General features: G+C 68.8%; 21 protein-coding genes. 11 read left to right on the forward strand and 10 right to left on the reverse strand.

Features of this window, described 5'->3' with window-relative positions; translation table 11 throughout:
• Window position 1: 1 nt before the first annotated feature.
• Genes YWM_RS0110690 through YWM_RS0110720 form a run of 7 tightly spaced genes read left to right on the forward strand, consistent with a single transcriptional unit; the run spans window position 2 to window position 2,970 of the window.
• On the forward strand, window positions 2-964 hold the full coding sequence (locus YWM_RS0110690) for an XdhC family protein (RefSeq protein ID WP_028850718.1): 963 nt from the start codon (window positions 2-4) through the stop codon (window positions 962-964).
• Window positions 958-1,539, forward strand: coding sequence for an SRPBCC family protein (locus tag YWM_RS0110695; protein WP_028850719.1), 582 nt, complete (start codon window positions 958-960; stop codon window positions 1,537-1,539). Before YWM_RS0110690 ends, YWM_RS0110695 begins: the two co-directional genes overlap by 7 nt.
• A 10-nt stretch (window positions 1,540-1,549) precedes the next feature.
• Window positions 1,550-1,804 (forward strand): hypothetical protein, encoded by a 255-nt coding sequence (locus tag YWM_RS0110700; protein WP_028850720.1) that lies wholly within the window; start codon window positions 1,550-1,552, stop codon window positions 1,802-1,804.
• A gap of 9 nt (window positions 1,805-1,813) precedes the next feature.
• Window positions 1,814-2,041, forward strand: coding sequence for a hypothetical protein (locus YWM_RS0110705; RefSeq protein ID WP_028850721.1), 228 nt, complete (start codon window positions 1,814-1,816; stop codon window positions 2,039-2,041).
• A 1-nt stretch (window position 2,042) separates the two neighbouring features.
• Complete coding sequence (locus YWM_RS0110710; protein ID WP_043660512.1) at window positions 2,043-2,312, forward strand: hypothetical protein; 270 nt, start codon at window positions 2,043-2,045, stop codon at window positions 2,310-2,312.
• 2 nt (window positions 2,313-2,314) lie between these two features.
• Entirely contained in the window at window positions 2,315-2,593 is a 279-nt protein-coding gene (locus YWM_RS0110715) for a hypothetical protein (protein ID WP_043660514.1), read from the forward strand.
• On the forward strand, window positions 2,590-2,970 hold the full coding sequence (locus tag YWM_RS0110720; protein ID WP_028850724.1) for a hypothetical protein: 381 nt from the start codon (window positions 2,590-2,592) through the stop codon (window positions 2,968-2,970). Before YWM_RS0110715 ends, YWM_RS0110720 begins: the two co-directional genes overlap by 4 nt.
• A gap of 18 nt (window positions 2,971-2,988) precedes the next feature.
• On the opposite strand, the gene YWM_RS23120 is transcribed toward YWM_RS0110720, so the two are convergent.
• From YWM_RS23120 to YWM_RS0110740, 4 genes are read right to left on the reverse strand one after another with little or no spacing between them, the layout of a single operon-like run.
• The gene (locus YWM_RS23120; RefSeq protein ID WP_043660517.1) at window positions 2,989-3,426 is read right to left on the reverse strand and encodes a hypothetical protein; all 438 of its coding nucleotides are present in this window, start codon (window positions 3,424-3,426) and stop codon (window positions 2,989-2,991) included.
• An 8-nt stretch (window positions 3,427-3,434) separates the two neighbouring features.
• Entirely contained in the window at window positions 3,435-4,562 is a 1,128-nt protein-coding gene (locus YWM_RS0110730; protein WP_028850725.1) for a vWA domain-containing protein, read from the reverse strand.
• Entirely contained in the window at window positions 4,555-5,430 is an 876-nt protein-coding gene (locus YWM_RS0110735) for an AAA family ATPase (protein ID WP_028850726.1), read from the reverse strand. Before YWM_RS0110735 ends, YWM_RS0110730 begins: the two co-directional genes overlap by 8 nt.
• 15 nt (window positions 5,431-5,445) lie before the next feature.
• Window positions 5,446-5,757 (reverse strand): hypothetical protein, encoded by a 312-nt coding sequence (locus YWM_RS0110740; RefSeq protein ID WP_028850727.1) that lies wholly within the window; start codon window positions 5,755-5,757, stop codon window positions 5,446-5,448.
• Window positions 5,758-5,897: 140 nt separating this feature from the next.
• Here YWM_RS0110740 and YWM_RS0110745 point away from each other — a divergent pair, with 140 nt between their 5' ends.
• The gene (locus tag YWM_RS0110745) at window positions 5,898-6,845 is read left to right on the forward strand and encodes a LysR family transcriptional regulator (RefSeq protein ID WP_028850728.1); all 948 of its coding nucleotides are present in this window, start codon (window positions 5,898-5,900) and stop codon (window positions 6,843-6,845) included.
• 2 nt (window positions 6,846-6,847) lie between these two features.
• On the opposite strand, the gene YWM_RS0110750 is transcribed toward YWM_RS0110745, so the two are convergent.
• Entirely contained in the window at window positions 6,848-7,615 is a 768-nt protein-coding gene (locus YWM_RS0110750) for a sulfite exporter TauE/SafE family protein (protein ID WP_245565999.1), read from the reverse strand.
• Window positions 7,616-7,646: 31 nt separating this feature from the next.
• Window positions 7,647-8,804, reverse strand: a complete 1,158-nt coding sequence (locus tag YWM_RS0110755) for a tyrosine-type recombinase/integrase (protein ID WP_028850730.1) — start codon at window positions 8,802-8,804, stop codon at window positions 7,647-7,649.
• A gap of 115 nt (window positions 8,805-8,919) precedes the next feature.
• Between YWM_RS0110755 and YWM_RS23125 the strand changes: the two genes are divergently transcribed.
• From YWM_RS23125 to YWM_RS23135, 3 genes are all read left to right on the forward strand, one after another.
• Window positions 8,920-9,852 carry an SDR family oxidoreductase gene (locus YWM_RS23125; RefSeq protein WP_052344766.1) on the forward strand — a complete coding sequence of 311 codons (933 nt, stop codon included), beginning with the start codon at window positions 8,920-8,922 and terminating at the stop codon, window positions 9,850-9,852.
• A gap of 643 nt (window positions 9,853-10,495) precedes the next feature.
• The gene (locus tag YWM_RS25190; RefSeq protein ID WP_156914736.1) at window positions 10,496-11,773 is read left to right on the forward strand and encodes a coiled-coil domain-containing protein; all 1,278 of its coding nucleotides are present in this window, start codon (window positions 10,496-10,498) and stop codon (window positions 11,771-11,773) included.
• Between the two features lie 414 nt (window positions 11,774-12,187).
• Window positions 12,188-14,224 (forward strand): bifunctional SulP family inorganic anion transporter/carbonic anhydrase, encoded by a 2,037-nt coding sequence (locus tag YWM_RS23135; protein WP_084612320.1) that lies wholly within the window; start codon window positions 12,188-12,190, stop codon window positions 14,222-14,224.
• Here the strand turns inward: YWM_RS23135 and YWM_RS0110775 are convergent.
• The 4 genes from YWM_RS0110775 to YWM_RS0110790 are packed head-to-tail and all read right to left on the reverse strand — an operon-like array spanning window position 14,221 to window position 18,544.
• On the reverse strand, window positions 14,221-15,756 hold the full coding sequence (locus YWM_RS0110775) for an aldehyde dehydrogenase (NADP(+)) (protein WP_028850732.1): 1,536 nt from the start codon (window positions 15,754-15,756) through the stop codon (window positions 14,221-14,223). The genes YWM_RS23135 and YWM_RS0110775 overlap by 4 nt on opposite strands.
• A gap of 35 nt (window positions 15,757-15,791) precedes the next feature.
• On the reverse strand, window positions 15,792-16,793 hold the full coding sequence (locus tag YWM_RS0110780) for a proline racemase family protein (RefSeq protein ID WP_028850733.1): 1,002 nt from the start codon (window positions 16,791-16,793) through the stop codon (window positions 15,792-15,794).
• A 12-nt stretch (window positions 16,794-16,805) separates the two neighbouring features.
• A complete protein-coding gene (locus YWM_RS23140; protein WP_043660519.1) occupies window positions 16,806-18,224 on the reverse strand; it encodes an FAD-dependent oxidoreductase in 1,419 nt (472 codons plus the stop codon).
• Window positions 18,221-18,544, reverse strand: coding sequence for a (2Fe-2S)-binding protein (locus YWM_RS0110790; RefSeq protein ID WP_028850734.1), 324 nt, complete (start codon window positions 18,542-18,544; stop codon window positions 18,221-18,223). The genes YWM_RS23140 and YWM_RS0110790 overlap by 4 nt, the downstream gene beginning before the upstream one ends.
• Between the last annotated feature and the right edge of the window lie 285 nt (window positions 18,545-18,829).

The raw sequence follows: 18,829 nt of genomic DNA on the forward strand, positions 1-18,829 counted from the left end.
GATGGAACACCACACCGGGTGGGGCGTGTTGGAGCAGGCCGCGGCCATGGCGCAGCGGGACGAGGCGTTCGCGCTGGCCACCGTGGTGTGGCGGCAGGGTCCGTCGTCCGGCAAGGAATGCAACCGGGCGATCGTGACCGCCTCCGGCGAAGTGCACGGCTGGATCGGCGGCGCGTGCGCGGAACCGGTCATCGTCCGCCAGGCCAGGGAGGTGCTGGCGGACGGTACGCCGCGGCTGCTGCTGCTCGGGCCGCCGGACCAGATCGGCGGCGCGGTACGGGAGGGCACGACCGTCGTGCCCATCTCGTGCCAGAGCGAAGGCGCGCTCGAGGTGTTCCTCGAGCCGGTCCGGCCCGCGCCGCGTGTGGTCGTCGTGGGCCGCTCACCGATGGCCCACACCCTGGTCGACCTGGTCACCGCGCTGGGCTGGCGGGCGAAGCTGGTCGACGGCGCCACATTCTCCTCGCAGGACGTCCCGCGGCACGGGCTGGTGGTCGTCGCCACGCAAGGTCACCACGACGAGCAGGCACTCGAGCAGGCTTTGACCGCCGATCCCGGTTACATCGCGCTGGTCGGTTCACGTAAGCGCGGCGAAGCGGTGCTCGGTTATCTCGCCGATCGCGGAATCGACCAGGAGAAGCTGGACATGGTCCGGGTCCCCGCCGGTCTGGATCTCGGCCACGTGTCGCACCGGGAGATCGCGGTGTGCGTGCTGGCCGAGCTGGTGAAGCTGCGCGCGGCCGGCGAACTGCCCATCGACGGTGTGGACGTCGCCGAGCCCGCCGACAAGACCGCGGAGGCGGTCGACCCGGTGTGCGGGATGACCGTTCCCGCCGACGAGTCCAGCAGGCCGTTCGAGTACCAGGGGCAGACGTACTACTTCTGCTGCCCGGGTTGCCGTCGGGCGTTCAGCCGGGACCCCGAGGCCTATCTGTCCGACCAGCCGGAGGAGGCCAGATGCTGATTTCGAACCATTTCGACGTGGCGCAGCCGGTGGAGAAGGTCTGGCGCTTCTTCGACAACGTTCCCGACGTCGCGGTGTGCCTGCCGGGCGCGGAGATCACCGAGGACCTCGGTGACGAGAACTACCTCGGCCGGGTCAGCGTGCGCATGGGCCCGGTGGCGTTGCGGTTCGACGGCAAGGCAGCCATCGCCGAACGCGACGAGCAGGCCAAGCGCATCGTGGTCGACGCCGCGGGATCCGAGCAACGGGGCCGCGGTGAGGCGAGCATGAAAGTCACCGCGGTGCTGACCAGGCAAGGCACCGGTACGCGGGTCGCCGTCACGCAAGACCTGCAGATCACCGGCGCGGCGGCGCAGTACGGCCGAGGGATGATCTCGGACGTCTCGTCGGTGCTGATGCGGGACTTCGCGACCAATCTGCAGGAGGCGATCACCCGGAAAGAACGCGGTGAGGCTCCGGCACACGCCGCGCCGACGCCCGCACGGGGCTTCCGGATCGGTGTCCAGGCCGCGCTCATGGCGTTGAAGCGAGTTTTCGCCCGGTTCTTCCTGCCCTACCAAGGCAGCCCGAGCTGAGGAGGCAGACATGACATGGTGGTGGATCGGCAACGTGGTGCTGCTGGTGGTGGTGCTGCCGGTGGTGATCGCCCTGCTCAACCGCGTGCTGGCCGCGGTGGAGCGGATCCGCGCGGCGGTCGACGACATCGCGGTGGCCGCCGGATCGCTCAACGACGAACTGGCCGGCGTCCCGGACGCCCTGGCCCAGACCGACCGCACGATTTCCGACGTCTCCGTGGGCGCGGTCCGCTACGCGGGCAGCGTCGGGACGCTGTTGGGCTGAGGAGGAAACATGCCTGCCGCCGCCTGGGTCACGCTGATCATCGCAGCGCTGATCATCGGCCTGACCGCCGTCGCATTGCTCCGCGTCATCATGCACCTCAACTACGTGCGCAAACGGCTCGCCGCCATCCATGCAGGCGCCGAGTCGATCGCGCAGCGCACCGACACCGTGCCGAGCGTGCTCACGTCGGTGAACGCGAATCTGAAGCCGGTCCGCGATTTCTGCGAGGGGGTGTGAGATGTCCGCGCTCGCGCAAGCCGAGACCAATGTGACCGGCTGGACCGTCGGGTTCGTCATCGGTGTGGTGGTCGTGCTGGCGGTCGTCGCGCTGGTCACGCCGATCCTGCTGCTGGCCCGCCGGATCGGGCAGCAAGCAGCCGAGTTGAACGAGCCGTTGCAGCGTGCGGTGAGCAACACCGCCGCGCTCGAGCAGCTGAACACGACCATCGACCACGCCGAGGTCATCGTCGCCGGCCTCGCCCGTGGCCGGGCCAGGTTGGGGGGTTGACGATGCTGACAAGCACCGACGAAACGCTGTGGTGGGTCGCGATCATCGCCGGGTTCGTGGTCGTGCTGGCCGTCGCCGCACTGCTCAGCTTGCTGATCTACCTGGTCAAGATCATCGACCGGAACGTGGTCACGGTCGGTGACACGCTCAAGTCCGCGGCCGCCAACACGGCCAACACGACGCTGATTCCGGAAACCGCGAACCGGGTGGACGCCGTGCTCGGCGAGGGCCTGGAGCATCACCTGTTCCTCGGCCGGGCGCTCGGGAAGGTGAAATCATGACGCTGCTCATCTGGCTGACCGTCATCGACATCGTGCTGCTCATCGCCGGGCTGGCGTTCTACCTGTTCTGGGTCGGCTCGTTGCTGTCCCGCATCGCGGGCAACCTCGAAGAGGCCGCCGAGACCGTGCGCACCATCGACGGCCACGCGAAGCTGATCGGGCCGGGGGTGGAGCACATCAACCGCACCGGCGGTGTGGTGGCCGGCGCGCTGCCGCTGCTGTACGGGATGGCCGAAGGCGTGGTGAAGGGCTCCACCGCGCCGACCGTCGACACTTCCGTGCAGCCACCGGTCAACAAGCCGGCGTCCGGGACACGCCGCTCGAGGTTGCACGAGACGGTCGGTTACACGCCAGGGGACCTGGCGACGACCCGCTGACTGCCCCTTACGCACCCGTCACGGGGTGCGCGGCTCCGGCCCCTGCTCGGCCAACGGCCCGGTGGTGGCCGGAGCTTCGTATGCGCCGATCCAGTGGTCCTTCCATGTGCGCTCGTACCGTTCGACGTTGCACCGCGGCTGGTACATCGCCACCAGCTCGCGCACGATTTCGGCGCGATGAGCTGCGGTGCAGCCGGGGCCCTGGAACGTGCAGATCGCCAGCTTCCACTTGGAGCCTGCTCGTTCCACCCACCGTGGAGCCGCCGGGTGCCGGAACGGAAAGCCTTCCCGCGACAGGTCCTCCGATTCGCCGACGTAGATGACCGCGAAGCGCTGCCGCGCCGGATCCGGTTGATAGACCACCGCGTACACGCCGGGTTCTGCCGGGGGAGTCCAGCCGGCCAGCAGTCGTGGGCCGTCGAAGACATAGCCGGCGGCCGAGCCCAGTCGGATCATCGCGCCTCCTACCGCAGGTCGGGCAGCAGTGCCGCGAGCCGTTCGAGACTGCGCAGGTCGTGCCCCGGCAGCATCTTGTCGACATGTGGTGCGGCCACCATCATGCCCAGCGACTGGGCGCGGAAGCCAGGGTCGTCGCCCAGGTGCGGGTTCACCCACACCAGCCGGTGACACTGCCGGGACAACCGGTCCAGCGCGGAGTCCAGGACTTCCGGGTCGCCGCGATCAAGGCCGTCGGAGCAGATCACCACGACCGCGCCGCGCGCCAGCCCCCGTCGACCCCAGCGACGGGTGAACTCGCGCAGCGATTCCCCGATGCGAGTGCCGCCGTCCCAGTCCACCACTGTTCGGGCCGCTTGATCGATGGCGGCGTCCGGGTCCCGGCCTTGGAGTTGTCCGGTGATCCGGGTCAGGCGGGATCCGAAGCAGAAGACCTCGACCTTCGCGGCCGCGCGGCGAGCCGAATAAGCGAACTGCATCAACGCCCGCGAGTAGTCGGCCATCGAACCCGATACGTCCAGGAACAACACCAGTGGCCGTAGCCGGTAGCGGCGTGTGCGCCAGCGAAGGCGCAGCGGGTCTCCGCCGGTCCGCATCGACTGCCGGACGGTGCGGCGGAGGTCCGGTGTGCGTCCGCGCGGCGCCGGCCTGGTGCGGCGGGTTTGCCGGCGTGGGGGAGTGAGGCGTATGCGGGCCATGATCCTGCGCAGGGCGGCACGTTCCTGCTCGGTGCACGCCGCGAACGCTTTCGCTTTGAGGATGTCGACGTCGGATGCGGTCAAGCCCAACGACGTCTCTTCCTCCCGCTGCTCGAGGTCCTCGTCGGGCTCGGTCAACGGGACGTTCAGGACGCCGAAGGCCTGTTCCGTCGAGTGAACCCGCAGCAACACGTCCGGGGCATCGAGGTCCTCGCCGAGGAAGTAGCGCGCGAAGACTTCGTCGTAGGTCTCCAGGTCGGCGTGCCGGCAGATCAGGGTGGTGCGGCCGCCCCAGTAAAGATCGGCCAGGTCGGTGGGGTCGAGCGGATCCATCGCGGCGCAATACGTCAGGACGTCGCCGGTACCGACCGTGACGCCTGCGTCCCGCAGCGCCCTGGCGAAGCCGACGAGCGCGGCGACGAACGGGGCATCAGCCACCTGAGGTGACTTCCCGGACCGCATCATGCACCATCTCCAGGTCGTCCCGGTCCTTCACCACAGCACCGAGCGTGTCCCTGGCGAGGTCCTCGGTCAGGTCCTGCGCGCCGAGGAACGCCAGCGTGCGCGCCCAGTCGATCGTCTCCGCCACGCCGGGCGGCTTGACCAGGTCCATCTTGCGCAGATGCTGGACGGCGGCGACGACCTTGCGTGCCAGTGTCTCGGCGATCTCCGGTTGTCTGGCCAGGACGATCGCGGTTTCGCGCTCCGGTGACGGGTAGCCGATCCAGTGGTAGAGGCAGCGGCGCTTGAGCGCGTCGTGCAGGTCGCGGGTGCGGTTGGACGTCAGGATGACCAGCGGCGGTTCGTCCGCGCTGATGGTGCCGACCTCCGGGATGCTGATCTGGAAGTCGGACAACACCTCGAGCAGGAACGCTTCGAACTCGTCGTCGGCGCGGTCGATCTCGTCGATCAGCAGCACGGCGTTCGAGCCGGCGCGGACCGCGGCCAACAGCGGTCGCTCGAGCAGGAACTCCGGACCGAACAGCGCACTTACCGCGCGATCGTCGGCCAGCTGGTGTTCGGACAGCGCCCGGATGTGCAGCAGCTGGCGGGTGTAGTCCCACTCGTAGAGCGCCTGGTTGGTGTCGATTCCCTCATAGCACTGCAGGCGGATCAGCTGCTTGCCGTAGGTGGTGGCGATCGCCTTGGCCGCTTCGGTCTTGCCGACGCCGACCTCGCCTTCCAGCAGCACGGGGCGGTGCAGCGACATGCCGACCAGCAACGCGGTGGACAGCCCGCGGTCGGCCAGGTACCCGCACTGCCGCAGCGCGTCGGTCAGCTCACCGACGGTCCGCGGGTAGTCCATGCATGCTCCTTGCCGTCAGCTGTCAGTGCTGTCAGGGCTGTGGTGGTGCCGCTGTTCCTGGGTGTTCGTGCCGTCATCCGATCCGAACACCAGATCGCGCAGTGAGCCGCCGGGGCGCAGCTTTCCGTCACGGGCCAGCCGTGCCCGCCACGCGGCGGCCGGGTCGTCGGTGTCACCCGCCAACTCGGAGTACCCGACATGGGCCATGCGCTTGCAGTGCTTGCCGCTCGAGGTATCCATGACTTCGGCGGGATGCCGGCCTTGTGCACGCCAGATGTCGCGCAGCACTTCGACGGCCTCGCCCGCCTGTTCGTCGTGTCCGGCCATGCTGCCTCCCCCTTCATCGTGGGGCCCTGTGCTGCGGCGTGGCTCGACGGTAGCTCCGATACGCCCGGTCGGACGTGGTGAATTAAGGCTTCGGTTAACTATGCTTGATTTGTGATCAGCGTCACCAAGAGTCTAGACCCGTGACCCTCGCACAGCTGAACGCTTTCGTGCTTGTCGCCAGGCTCGGATCGGTGACCAACGCCGCCAAGGCGCTGGGCGTCAGCGAGCCGGCGGTGTCGCAAGCGTTGGCCGCGCTGCGGCAACACCACGGCGACAAACTGCTGATCAAGCGTTCCGGGGGGATGACGCTGACCCCGGGTGGCAGGCAGTTGCTGCCGATCGCGTCGCAGATGGTCGCGCTCGGCGCGGAGGCGGAGGCGGCGGTGCGCCGGGCCAATGGGGCCGCTGAGCGCTTGCAGGTGGCGGTGACCAGTGAGTTCGCCGAATTCGTCGCCAATCCGTTGTTCGAGGCGTTCGGTAAACGGGTGGCGGGCCGCATCGAGGCGACGGCCGGGTTGGCCCAGGTGTCGGAGATGCCGGTGCTGATCACGAACCGACTGGCCGATGTGGCGATCGGTCCGCGTCTGGACAGCGAGCCGGGGCAGGAACTGGACAGCGTTCCGATCTTCCAGAGCGCGCTGGTCGTGGTGGGCTCGCCGCGCCACCGATACGAGGGGTCGCCCGCGCAGTGGCAGTGGTTGGTCGACCCGGCAGGCGCCGACCCGCAGACCGACACCAGCAGGCTGTTGCGAGCGCTGAAGGTGCCGGATTCGGCGATCCAGGTCTTCCCGAACCAGACCGCCGCATGGTCGGCTGCCGGGCGGGGCGCCGGAGTGACCGTGGCCATGGAGCACCTGGTGGCCGCGGAATTACGGAGACAGGAGCTGGCGGTGGTGCCGACACCGAAGACGCCGATGCCGGTGTGCTGGCATGTCAGCACGTTGCCTGCGGATCGTCGGTCGGCCGCGGCGAACTCGTTGCGGCATTTCTTGAGCACGCCCAGTGCGATGCATGTGATGAAGTCGCCGAGCAGCGGTGTGCCGCCGTCACGTTTCCGTCCCCCCGTGTACGTGACGATCTGGACGTAGCGTCAGCCGCGCAAGAAGTAGAGGACGGTGGTGGTGACTGCGGTGGCCACCAGTGTGCCCCGCAGCAGCCACGCGGGCAGGCGTCGTCCCAGGTGCGCACCGACGAAACCACCAGCCACCGCACCGGCGAGCATGACAGTGAGGAAGGCCCAGGCACCCAACGCGTCCGATGCCACGAGGAACAGCACGCTCGCGCTGAGGAAGATGGCGGCGAGTTGGGTGACCCGCATGGGGTTGCTGGCTGCGGGGTCGAGCCCGAGGCCGACGCTCCACAGGCTCACCATCAGGATGCCTACGGCCCCGCCGAAGTAGCCGCCGTAGGCCGCCACCAGAAACTGGCCGACGAGGACGGCCCGCGGGCTCATGGTCACCGCGCGACCGAAGGCTTTGTTCAGTGCACGGGCGAGGCGGCGGCCGAATGCCAGCAGAACCGTGGCGAACGCGAGCAACCACGGCACGGCGGCGTCGAACATGGTCGAGGGCAGGGCCAAAAGCAGGCCGGCACCGACGCCGCTGCCGAGCACGCTGACGACCGTGACCGTTCTGGTCGGCGTGGCGCCGAGCGGCACGAGGTCGTGGCGGTAGACCCAGGCACTGGTCACCGCGCCGGGGACGAGCGCCACACGGGACACGGCGTTGGCGGTGACCGGCGGCAGGCCGAAGGCGACGAGCGCGGGAAGGGCCACGAACGTGCCGCCGCCGCCGATGGCGTTGAGTGCGCCGGCCGCGACCCCGGCAAGCAGGACCAGAAGGTGCTCGACCACGCCCACAGCATCGAGGGTCGGTGATCAACCCACAAGGCTACGTCTCGGGTGTCGGCCGTTGGCCGTTGGCGACGACGTCCGCGATGGTCCACACCGCGCTCGTGGACAGCCGGTGCACGGTGGCGTCGTAGCCCTGCCGTGTCGTGCGGGGGTCGGCATGTCCCAGCAGGTCCTGGACCTGGGCGAGGGTGGCGCCGTTGGCGAGCGCGACCGTAGCGGCGGTGCGGCGCGTCGAGTGTGGGGTGATGGTCGCGGCACACTTCAGCCCGGCCTGCCTGGCCAGGGTACGTAGCCTGCGCTGCACGTGCTTCTGGTTCAGCGGTGCTCCACCTGCGCGATCCGGCTGGTGGGGATGTGGTGTCGACACGAAGAGCGGACCGGAGAGGTCCTGGATGGTCACCAGCTTGCCCTGCTCCGCGCTCTCGCGGCGGGCGCGGAGCGTCCAGTACCGGGTCAAGGTCTGGAGAACGTGCTCGGACAGGGGCACGAAATCCCAGTCGTCGGGGTTGCGCGACTTCTTGCGGTAGTACAGGACGCAGTAACCCGACTCGAACCTGATGTCGGCGAACTCGGCGGTGCAGCTGGCTGTGACGCGCAAGCCGGTGGTGAACAGCAGGTGCAGGTGTGCGGCGTCGCGCCAGGCTGCTTCCGTGCCGAGGCGTTGCGCGCGTCGGACCAGCCAGTTGATGAAGCCGGTCATCTCCTCGGCGGACAGCGCGGGAAGGCGGGACCGCGACGGCGGCTTCGGACGGCTGCCACCCGCTGCCGGATTGCGAACGTCGATGTCGTTCTCGTTGAGGTAGGAATACCAGCTGGAGACCACCGCGAGCCGTTTGGCGACGGTAGCGGGGGAGGCCGGAATCGTCACGACGACGTTGCCGGGCCCGACCTTGCGTGACGTCATACCGGCTTGCCAACCGTCGCGGTCTGCTCGGCGGGCATCGAGCGGATCGACGCCGTGGCGCTGACACCAGGAAAGCCAGTCGGCCAGCGCCTGGTAGTAGCCACGCCTGCTGGTCTCGCTGAGCCGCAGCAACCACAGGACGGTCAGGTTGCGCACGTGGTAGCGGTCGTCCGGGTCCGGCGGCGGCAACGCCGGGAGCAGGTCGACGGCCGACGCGACGTCGCGCATCACGTCGTCTTCGGAGTGGCCGGGCGTCAGCGAGGCCCCGAACGTCGCGAGATCCGCTGTCATAGGCCTCCCCGATGGAGCTTCGATCGTCACGGTTCAAGATCATCGTGTCACGTCGTGTCCGGGCGCGGCCGCCAGCGCGCCGGAGAGTGTCGGGGTGGCCTGATAGGTATGGATCATGGCGTTTTCGTTGGCTGGGCACGTTGCGCTCGTCGCCGGTGGCACGCGTGGGGGTGGCCGCGGCATCGCGACCGAACTCGGCGCGGCCGGGGCCACGGTCTACGTGACGGGCCGCAGCACCCGGGCAGGGAAATCCGATCTCGGGCGGCCGGAGACGATCGAAGAGACCGCTGAGCTCGTCACCGCCGCAGGTGGCACGGGGATCGCGGTGCCGTGTGACCACTCGGACCCCGACCAGGTGAAGCAACTGGTCGACCGCATCGCCGGTGAGCAGAACGGTCGGCTGGACATTCTGGTCAACGACGTGTGGGGCGGGGACAGCCTCGTGCAGTGGGTGCCGTTGTGGGAGCACTCGCTCGACGACGGCCTGACGTTGCTGCATCGGGCGATCGACACGCATCTCATCACCAGCCACTTCGCGCTGCCGCTGATGACCGCTCGCGGCTCCGGCCTGGTGGTGGAAGTCACCGACGGCACCGAGGAACTGAATGCGCTGTTTCCCGACGGCTACCGGGGTAGCCCGTTCTTCGACCTCGCCAAGACGAGCGTGATCCGGCTGGCGCGCATCCAAGCAGCGGAACTGCGTAGACACCGGATCGCCGCCGTCGCATTGACTCCCGGGTTTCTGCGCTCGGAGGCCGTTCTCGATCATCTCGGGGTCACGGAGGAGAACTGGCGGGCAGGCATCGAGAAGGACCCGCACTTCGCGCACTCGGAGTCTCCGGCGTTCCTGGGGCGGGCCGTGGTAGCGCTCGCCACGGATCCGGACGTGATGTCCAAGACGGGGAAGTCGCTCGCGACATGGGATCTCGCGGAGGAATACGGCTTCACCGATGCCGACGGCAGCCGGCCGCATTGGGGCCGCTACTTCCGAGAGGCGCTCGCGCCTCAGCTCGACACCATCATCGACGAGTTGTCCAACCAGGGCTGAGGATCCAGCGGCGGAGCCGTTCTTTCGGCTAGCTCTGGCACCGCACTGACAGACGTCTGCGTCGTCAGCTCTTCACGGCCGTTCTGCCGGGCTGATCCGGCTACGCTGTCGGCTCATCCGGCTACGGACGCTGACCGCACTGTCTCCGCTCGCCTCGCATAACAGTGGTGCGCCGCTTGGGTAGCACCACTCCGACCGCACGGAGAAACACAGCTGCGCCCGACTGCAGGCCCTCTGCTGTCCATCTGCCGCGGTGCTTTTCGTCTACCGCGGCCGTGGTTCAACTGACTGCTTCCGTGCCGGCTGCGTGGTCTGCTTGACCGTCAGATGGTCGGTCTCATCCAAGGTGGCAAGAGGTGGCGAGGTCTTCCGGCTCGCTCTGCGGCCGGTCGTCCGCGTTGCCCGCACCGAGGCGTCCCCGGTTTCCTCGCCCGTCTAGGGCTCGCCCCCAGTTTTTCTCCAGCACATTGGCGGCCGCTTCACCGTGCCCCCATGTTTGCGGCGGTTTTGATCCTGCTTTCCGCCTGTTCCAAGGGGAGGGGTGATAACAGTCATTCTCACCCCTCCCTGGACCGCCGCTATGTCGACTTAAGTTAGACCAAGTCATGATCAACTCTAAATCAAGATCCATTATGATTTGATCATGACACAGAACACCGTGGAATCAGGCCCTGACATGCAGGACGGCGAGCCCGCCCCGAACCCGGCAGGTGGAGCGGGCGAGCCAGGAGGATCAGCAGGGGAGCGGCACACAGCAGCAGGTGCTGGGGTGCCGGGCAAACAGGCAGAACACAGCCCGACAGGTGACGACGGGCGGACGAGAAGCGCTGGGGGCGTCAACCGTTGTCAGTGCTGCCAGCAGGTTCTTCCCGAGCAGAAGGGACGTTCCCGTCCGCGCAAGTACTGCGCCGACGGCACCGGTCGCTACGAAGCTCGGTACGGCATGACTTGCGCCGAACTGGGGCCGGCGTTGGAGAAGGTGCGCCATGTCTTCGGCGCCGAGGCGATCCCGAACGCCGAGCTGGACCAGCTTGCCGAGCACGTACAGACGGTCCAGCAGCTACTCGGTGCCGATGGTGCGATCGCCGCCCTCACCACCACTCTCAGCGGAGTCAGCAAGCGGCTCGACGAGACGGTCAAAGCGGCGTTGGCCCGAGCCGAAGCGGCGGAATCCGCCCAGCAGAAAGCACAGGCACAAGCAGAAGCCGATGCCCAGCTACGGCGGGAAGCCGAGCAACGCGCGGAGGACGCTGAGGAAGCACAACAGGCTGCCGAACGGGACAGGGAGCGCGCGGTCCGCCGCGCAGAAGAAGCCGAGCGGCGCCAACGCCAGGCGGAAGCGGTGGCCGCGGCTGCCCAGGCAGCAGCGGAACAGCAAGCCGGTCGCGCGGAGCGAGCCGAGCAGGCGGCCGAACGCGACCGAGAGCGACTGGCGCAGGCTCAGCAGGAGCTGGCGTCATGCCGAGCCACGGTGGATGCCCTTCGCCAGCAACTCGCCGATGCACAGGGCACGGCAGAGCGGGAGCGGCAGCGCGCCGACGCCGCCGCCGCGGAGCGAGACCGCATTCGCTCGGCGGCCGACGCGCAGATCGCCGAGATCCGCGCGGAAGCGACCAAGGAAGTCGCCGCTGCCACCGCATCGGCCACCCAATCGCTGAAACAACTTGCCGACGAACACCGCAGCGAGGTCCGGCGCATCGATCGCGAGCACGCGGCCGAGATCAGCAAGTACGAGCGGGAGATGCAGCAGCTACGCCACGATGTCGAGGTCCGGTTCCGTGGTGCGCGCGAGGCTCTCATGCGCATGGTGCGAGACGGTGCCGACGGTGCCGACAACGGCCGAAGCACGGTATCCGTGTCCGACATCGACCAGGTCTTGCAGTCCTGGCTCGACGACCACGGTCAAGCAACGAAGCGGTAGTGGACACGTCGATCCACGCCCGCCCGCGTGCGGGTCACGTCACGCGATCGCGGTGTGAACGTCGATTTCATCCGACGTCGGTGCACGAGTCGCCAGGCCGTCACGATCAGCGGCGTCCCGAGTACGTTCTCCGACACTGTCGAGTGACAAGTCGATGAGTTTGCGTGACTGGCACATCTGGCTGTCATCGCTGCGTAACCACCCCGGTCGCGGCGCATGCCACTCTGGGGTCACCGGCCTGACCAAGATCATCATCGGTCATGCTTTTCTTGAGTTGAGTCGCCGTCGCTGCCGGCTCGCGTATGCCCTCCCCCTAGCAAGAAATGAGGATTCGTGGCCCCTACAGCGACGCGCGACCACCGGCCCAGCGGCAACCCGGCTGCTCCCCGGCCAGGGCGAAGCCGGATCGGTGCGATCTTCCGCCACGACGTTTTGGCCTCTCTGGTGGTGTTCCTTGTCGCCGTGCCGCTGTCGCTCGGCATCGCCCTGGCGTCCGGTGCTCCGATCGCCGCCGGACTGATCGCGGCGATCGTCGGGGGAGTGGTCGCCGGAGCGACCGGTGGGTCACCGTTCCAGGTCAGTGGTCCGGCGGCCGGTCTCACCGTGATCATGGCGGAGACGATCGACCAGTTCGGTTGGGGCGTGACCTGTCTGATCACGGTCATCGCCGGAGCCGTCCAGATCGCGCTGGGCATGAGCCGCGTGGCAACGGCCGCGCTGGCCATCTCCCCGGCGATCGTGCACGGCATGCTCGCCGGGATCGGCGTGACCATCGTGCTCAGCCAGCTGCACGTCGTGCTGGGCGGAAGCCCGCAGAGCTCCGCCTTGGCCAACATCACGGACCTGCCCGGCCAGCTGATCGGGCACCACGACACGGCCGTCATGCTGGGCGTGGGCACGATCGCGATCCTGTTGCTGTGGCCGCGCGTGCCGCCCGCGCTGCGTCACGTGCCTGGGCCGTTGGTCGCGGTGGCGGTCGTGACGCTCGTTGCCGTTGTGACGTCCGCCGACGTCAGCCGGGTCGACCTGGGCGACGAAGTGCTCACCATCGGCCTGGTGCCCGAGCTTCCGGAAGGGAACTGGGCGGCGGTCCTGATGGCCGCGGTGACGGTCGCGGTGATCGCCAGTGTGGAGTCGTTGCTCTCCGCGGTGGCCGTCGACCGGCTGCACACCGGCCCCCGGGCGCGGCTCAACAAGGAACTCGTCGGGCAAGGCCTGGCGAACATGACGTCCGGTGCGCTCGGCGGGCTCCCGGTCACCGGCGTCATCGTACGGAGCTCGGCCAACGTGCGGGCGGGCGCGCGGACCAGGGCGTCGGCGATCCTGCACGGGGTCTGGGTCCTGCTGTTCGTGGCGCTGCTGGCCGGCCTGCTCGAACAGATCCCGCTTGCGGTGCTGGCCGGGTTACTGGTCCATGTCGGCGCGAGCCTGATCGCACCGGATCACATCAGAACGGTGCGGGCGCACGGCGACCTCTCGATCTACGTCGTGACGCTGGCCGGCGTGGTGATGCTCGACTTGCTGAACGGTGTGCTGATCGGCGTCGGGCTGTCGCTGCTGCTGATGCTGCACCGGCGGGTGAAGTCGCTGATCCACGCCGAGGACTGCGGCGACGGGTCGTGGCGCGTGAGCGTCGACGGGGCCTTGACCGCGTTGTCCGTGCCCCGACTGTCGCGCGTGCTCGGCGCGGTGCCCGCCGAGTGTGCCGTGACGATCGAACTCGTCGTCGACTACCTCGACCATGCCGCGTTCGAGTACTTGTCCGCGTGGAAGCACGGCCACGAACGCACCGGCGGTCAGGTCGAGGTGATCGAGGTGGGCCACGAGTGGTTCGGCCACCGCAGCACCGCGCCGCACTCCGAGACCAAGCGTCGGCTCCCGTTCCTCGGCCTGCTGGCGCCGTGGTCCTACTGGCGCAAGACCGAGCAGGGCGAGGCTTGGGCAGCCGACCGGATGGGGGTGCCGCGCACGGCGTCCCGGCTCGACACACTGGTGATCGCGTGCGACGACGCCCCGGTGGTGCCCAACCTGCGCCCCGCCGGCGAACAGGGCGGCATCGTCACCGTGCGGACCAGCGGCAACACCGTACCGAGGACGCGTAATGGCGCCAGCGGCTCGACGATCGCCTTGATCGAGTACGCCGTGCGGGTCCTCGGTGTGCGCGAAGTCGTCGTGTGTGGGCACTCCGGCTGTGACGCGGTTCCAGGCGGCCCGGACGATCGGACCCCGACGTTGGACGGCGTCCACCCCACCACACCGGCGGACCGCGCGGCGCTGTGCAACGTCTTGCAGCAGATCGACCACGTGGTGCGGAACCCGGTGGTGGCCGCCGCAGTGGGGGCCGGTCGGCTGCACGTGTGCGGTATGTACGTCGACGGCTCCCGCGTCTATCGCGCCGACGCGACCGGAGAGTTCGCTCTGGTCGCGGGCACCGCGGCCAGAGCGAACTAGCTGTTCGCCGCCGAACCCCACGTCCGCGAGCTGCCCGCATCGTCGATCGCCTGCGGCACCGACCACGGGTTGTCGTCGCGCACTGCGGGCGGGAGCAGTTGCTGTGGCAGCGACTGGTAGGCGACCGCCCGCAGGAAGCGGTCGATGGCGGCGGTGCCGACGGACGTCGACGAGTCGTTCGTGGTCGCGGGCCACGGGCCACCGTGCTGCTGGGCGTGGGTGACCGCGACGCCGGTCGGCCAGCCGCCGTAAATCACCCGGCCCGCCACGTCGGTCGCCGCACGGACCAACGACCGCAGCTTGTCGCTGACCTCACCGTCGGCAGCTTGCACGGTGACCGTGAGCGAACCGGTGAAGAACTCGGTCACCACGTCGGCGTAGCTGGTCCCCGCGGGCACCTCGACGAGGACGGAGAACGGGCCGAATGCTTCCTCCAGCAGCTGCCGGCGCTGGGCGCGCAGCGCGGACAGCGGGATCGCGACCACCGTCGGCGTGGTCCATCCGTGCCCCTGGTCGTCCACGCGCACGGAGCCCTCGACGACGGTCCGCACGCCCTCACCGGCCAAGACCGTGTCCCGCTGCCCGCAGTAGCCGCTGGTGATGTTCGGGTTCAGCAGTCGCTGCTCGCCAAGCTGGGCATTCGATTCGGCGACGACTGCGGCGATGATGTCGTCCAATCCGTGGCCCTCGGGCACGAAGACGAACCCCGGCTTCGTACACAGCTGACCCGCCGATCCCGACACCGATCCGACGAATCCGCGAACCACGTCCTCGGCGCGGGTCGCCAGCGCCTGCTCGGTGACGAACACCGGGTTCACCGAGCCGAGCTCGCCGTAGAACGGGATCGGCTGCGGGCGTCCCGCGGCGATGTCGGCGAGAATCCGTCCGGCCCGCACCGAGCCGGTGAAGGCAGCGGCCCGGATGCGCGGATCCTTGAGGACGGCAACACCTTCGTCCTGACCTTCGATGACGGCGAACACCCCGGCGGGCATACCTGCCGCTGACAGTGCGGCAGTGACGATCTCGCCGGTCCGGGCCGACAGTCGCGGGTGCCCAGGGTGCGCCTTGACGATCACGGGGCAGCCGGCGGCCAGCGCCGACGCGGTGTCACCGCCGGCGACCGAGAACGCGAACGGGAAGTTCGACGCCGCGAAGTTCAGCACCGGTCCGACCGGGACCTTCATGCGCCGCAGATCCGGACGCACGCCGAGCACGTAGTCGTCGTCGGCCCGGTCGATCCGCACGTCCAGGTACGACCCGTCGACGACGACGTCGGCGAACAATCGCAACTGCACCGTGGTGCGCTTCAGCTCGCCGGTCAGCCTGGCCGTGCCGAGACCTGTTTCCTCGGCGGCCAGCGGCACCAGCTCGTCAGCGTGCGCATCCAGCGCGTCGGCGACGGCAAGCAGCGCCGATGCTCGCTGACGTGGGGTGGTGTCCGCGAACGCTGTGGCCGCCGCATCGGCGGCCGCCACCACCTTCTCCAACGCTGGATCGAGCTGCGACGGGCTGTCGGTGTAGGGGGTTGTCATCGTGCTCCTTCGAAGTCAGTGGGTCGCCGTGCGCCTCAGAACTGGAAGCCGGCGGGGAAGGGGTCGGTCGGATCGAGCATGTACTGGCCGATACCGGTCACCCAGGCGCGGCCGGTGATGGTCGGGATGACCGCGTCGTGCTCGCCGACCGTGGTGGTGCCGACCAGGCGGCCGGTGAACCGGCTGCCGATGAACGACTCGTTGACGAAGTCGGTGTGCAGCGGCAGCTCGCCGCGGCTGTGCAACTCGGCCATGCGGGCCGACGTCCCGGTTCCGCACGGCGACCGGTCGAACCAGCCGGGATGAATCGCCATGGCGTGCCGGGAGTGCTGGGCCGTGGAGCCGGGCGCGATGAACTGGACGTGATGGACGTGGTCGAGCCCGGCGATCGTCGGGTGCTTCGGCGGAGCGGCCTTGTTGATCGCGTCCATGATCGCCAAACCGGCCTCGAGAATCTGCTGCTTGTTGGCGCGGTCGAACGCGATGCCGATCTCGTCGAGGTGCACCATCGCGTAGTAGTTGCCGCCGAAGGCCAACGAGTAGGAGATGGTGCCGTAGCCGGGAACCTCGACGGATTCGTCGAGGCGCTCGGTGAAGCTCGGGACGTTCTCGATCGTCACCGATTCGGCGTGGCCGTCGTTGACCGCCACCCGCGCGACCACCAGGCCGGCAGGCGTGTCCAGGCGGACCTCGGTGACCGGCTCGGTCACCTCCACCATGCCGGTCTCCACCAGCACGGTCGCGGTACCGATCGTGCCGTGCCCACACATCGGCAGCAGGCCGGAGACCTCGATGAACAGCACCCCGAAGTCGCAGTCGTCCCGGGTGGGCGGCATGAGGATGGAGCCGCTCATCGCGCTGTGTCCGCGCGGCTCGTTCATCAACAGCGTGCGCAGGTGATCGAGGTTCTGCTGGAAGTACCGCCGTTTGTCGTTCATCGTCTCTCCGGGGATGGGCGCGAACCCGCCGGTGACGACGCGGGTCGGCATGCCCTCGGTGTGCGAGTCGACGGCGCTGAACAGAAGTCGTGAACGCATGGCAGTGGTCCTTCAGGGGGTAGTGGGAGTGTCGGGGTCGGCCAGACGAGCGATGTCGCCGAGCCGCACCGGCGAGACGATCGGACGGTGGTCGCTGCTGGCGTCACCGGCCGGGACACGATCACCGAGCTGTCCCAGGTAGTCCTCGACGTTGCGCCCGCAGATGCGGGCCTGGCAGATGCCCAGGCCGACGCGGGTGGTGAGCTTGGTCGAACGCAGGCTGACCGACCCGGTCGCGGCAACGGTCCGCCGGACGGTGCCGACACGGGACTCCTCGCAGCGGCACAAGATGGTGTCGTCGGTGAGCCAGCCGGTCCACCCTGGGCGGATTCCGTGCGCCGCATCCAGCCGCCTGCTGAACGCCCCCATGGTCCGGCGGCGCCGGACAGCAGGCTGGATCACGGCGTCGGTCGTATCGCCACCGGCCGCACAGTGGCCGGCGATCGCGCCTTCGGCGAGTGCCGCGTCCTTGCCGCCGATGCCGGTGATCTCCCCGGCGGCGTACACGCCACGCACCGTCGTCTGCTGAGCGTCGTCCACTCGGACGAATCGATCCGCGGTGAGCCGGCAACCCGCCGCCACGGCCAACTCGAGTCGCGGCGTGAAGCCGTGGCTGACGCAGACGGCGTCGACGGCGTACCGCTTCTCGGTGCCCGGGATGGGCTTCCAGTTCGCGTCGACTCTGGCGACGGTGACCGCCTCGACCCGGTCGTCGCCGTGTGCCGCGACCACCGCGCGTCCGGGGCGGTAGGGGACACGATGGCGAAGGTGCGTTCCGACGTAGTGGGTGAGCTCACCGGCCTTGCCGGCGAGCTTCCACGGGGCGGTCGCCAGCCAGCGGGCGAGGTTGCGCGGCCGGTTCGCCTCCAGCACCGCGACCACCTTGGCGCCCGTCTTGACCAGTGATTCGGTGACCGGCAGCAAGAACGGCCCGGCGCCGGCGACGAGCACCCTGCGGCCCAGCGCGACCCGCTCGGCCTTGGCGAAAGCCTGCGCGGCTCCCGCGGTGTAGACCCCGGGCAGCGTCCAGCCGGGAAACGGCAGTGTCCGGTCGTGGGCGCCGGTCGCCAGCACCAGAGCGTCCGGATGCAGCTGTATCGGCGCCTCCGTCCGGGCATCGGGTGCGCCCTGGACGCCGGTGAGCAGGACTCCGTCCGGCGTCGTCTCGATCGCCCAGATCTGCGTCCGAGTGCGGATTTCGCAGTGCGGTGACGCCGTGAGCCGGCGGTGCAGCCGCTGATAGGTCTGCCAGTCGTGATGCAGCCTGGCTTCGTCGGCGCCCGCGCGCTCGGGAGGCAGATGACGCCAGAACTGGCCGCCGAGTTGATCGCTGCTGTCGATGATGGTGACGCGTGCCCCGGCGTCGACGGCAGATTTCGCCGCGGCGAGCCCGGCGGGCCCGCCGCCCACGACGACGACGTTGCGGCTCATTCCTTGACCACCGGTAACTCGTCGCTCTGCGCGGTGATCACGTCGCCGTCGTGCGCGCGACGCTGACATGCCCGGACGTCACGCTCGTCGTTGACGGTGACGATGCAGTCGTAACAAACCCCGATGCCGCAGAACAGCCCCCGTGGTCGCCGGTCGTAGCTGGTGGTTCGCCACGACTGGATGCCGTTGGCCAGCAGCACGCCCGCGATGGTCTGTCCCCGTTCCCCGGTCAACGTTCTGCCCTCGAACGTCAGCCGAACCGGGTCGGCGTCACGGCGCCCGCTGATGTCGTCCTCGGCCGGGATCAGGCGCGCGTTCATGCTGCCCTACCTTTCAAGTCAACCTCCGGTCGTCCGGAATGATCGGGGGACGCAGGCGGGGCAGGGATGGTTTTCATGCTGGCTGCCCTCGATGGCTCAGGTGGCTGAGCCCCCTGTCCCGCCTCCTTGTTCTGACCGCTGATTAGGCACTGCGATCGATCGCTATGTAGGGCGTTGACGGCGGAGCGGGGACGCGTCATACCGGCACCGAGGGAAGCGAGGGATCGATGAGAGTGGCCGTCGGGATCGACGTCGCCAAGGAGTTTCACTGGGTCGCGATCGTGC

Origin of the sequence: Thermocrispum municipale DSM 44069 (assembly GCF_000427825.1) — a bacterium.
In the GTDB taxonomy this organism is placed as follows: domain Bacteria; phylum Actinomycetota; class Actinomycetes; order Mycobacteriales; family Pseudonocardiaceae; genus Thermocrispum; species Thermocrispum municipale.

What these genes read in the sequence shown, in the direction of transcription:
- YWM_RS0110690 (WP_028850718.1), top strand. Translation starts at nt 2, where the DNA reads ATGGAACACCACACCGGGTGGGGCGTGTTGGAGCAGGCCGCGGCCATG.
- YWM_RS0110695 (WP_028850719.1), top strand. Translation starts at nt 958, where the DNA reads ATGCTGATTTCGAACCATTTCGACGTGGCGCAGCCGGTGGAGAAGGTC.
- YWM_RS0110700 (WP_028850720.1), top strand. Translation starts at nt 1,550, where the DNA reads ATGACATGGTGGTGGATCGGCAACGTGGTGCTGCTGGTGGTGGTGCTG.
- YWM_RS0110705 (WP_028850721.1), top strand. Translation starts at nt 1,814, where the DNA reads ATGCCTGCCGCCGCCTGGGTCACGCTGATCATCGCAGCGCTGATCATC.
- YWM_RS0110710 (WP_043660512.1), top strand. Translation starts at nt 2,043, where the DNA reads ATGTCCGCGCTCGCGCAAGCCGAGACCAATGTGACCGGCTGGACCGTC.
- YWM_RS0110715 (WP_043660514.1), top strand. Translation starts at nt 2,315, where the DNA reads ATGCTGACAAGCACCGACGAAACGCTGTGGTGGGTCGCGATCATCGCC.
- YWM_RS0110720 (WP_028850724.1), top strand. Translation starts at nt 2,590, where the DNA reads ATGACGCTGCTCATCTGGCTGACCGTCATCGACATCGTGCTGCTCATC.
- YWM_RS23120 (WP_043660517.1), bottom strand. Translation starts at nt 3,426, where the DNA reads ATGATCCGACTGGGCTCGGCCGCCGGCTATGTCTTCGACGGCCCACGA.
- YWM_RS0110735 (WP_028850726.1), bottom strand. Translation starts at nt 5,430, where the DNA reads ATGGACTACCCGCGGACCGTCGGTGAGCTGACCGACGCGCTGCGGCAG.
- YWM_RS0110740 (WP_028850727.1), bottom strand. Translation starts at nt 5,757, where the DNA reads ATGGCCGGACACGACGAACAGGCGGGCGAGGCCGTCGAAGTGCTGCGC.
- YWM_RS0110755 (WP_028850730.1), bottom strand. Translation starts at nt 8,804, where the DNA reads ATGACAGCGGATCTCGCGACGTTCGGGGCCTCGCTGACGCCCGGCCAC.
- YWM_RS23125 (WP_052344766.1), top strand. Translation starts at nt 8,920, where the DNA reads ATGGCGTTTTCGTTGGCTGGGCACGTTGCGCTCGTCGCCGGTGGCACG.
- YWM_RS25190 (WP_156914736.1), top strand. Translation starts at nt 10,496, where the DNA reads ATGACACAGAACACCGTGGAATCAGGCCCTGACATGCAGGACGGCGAG.
- YWM_RS0110775 (WP_028850732.1), bottom strand. Translation starts at nt 15,756, where the DNA reads ATGACAACCCCCTACACCGACAGCCCGTCGCAGCTCGATCCAGCGTTG.
- YWM_RS0110780 (WP_028850733.1), bottom strand. Translation starts at nt 16,793, where the DNA reads ATGCGTTCACGACTTCTGTTCAGCGCCGTCGACTCGCACACCGAGGGC.
- YWM_RS23140 (WP_043660519.1), bottom strand. Translation starts at nt 18,224, where the DNA reads ATGAGCCGCAACGTCGTCGTCGTGGGCGGCGGGCCCGCCGGGCTCGCC.
- YWM_RS0110790 (WP_028850734.1), bottom strand. Translation starts at nt 18,544, where the DNA reads ATGAACGCGCGCCTGATCCCGGCCGAGGACGACATCAGCGGGCGCCGT.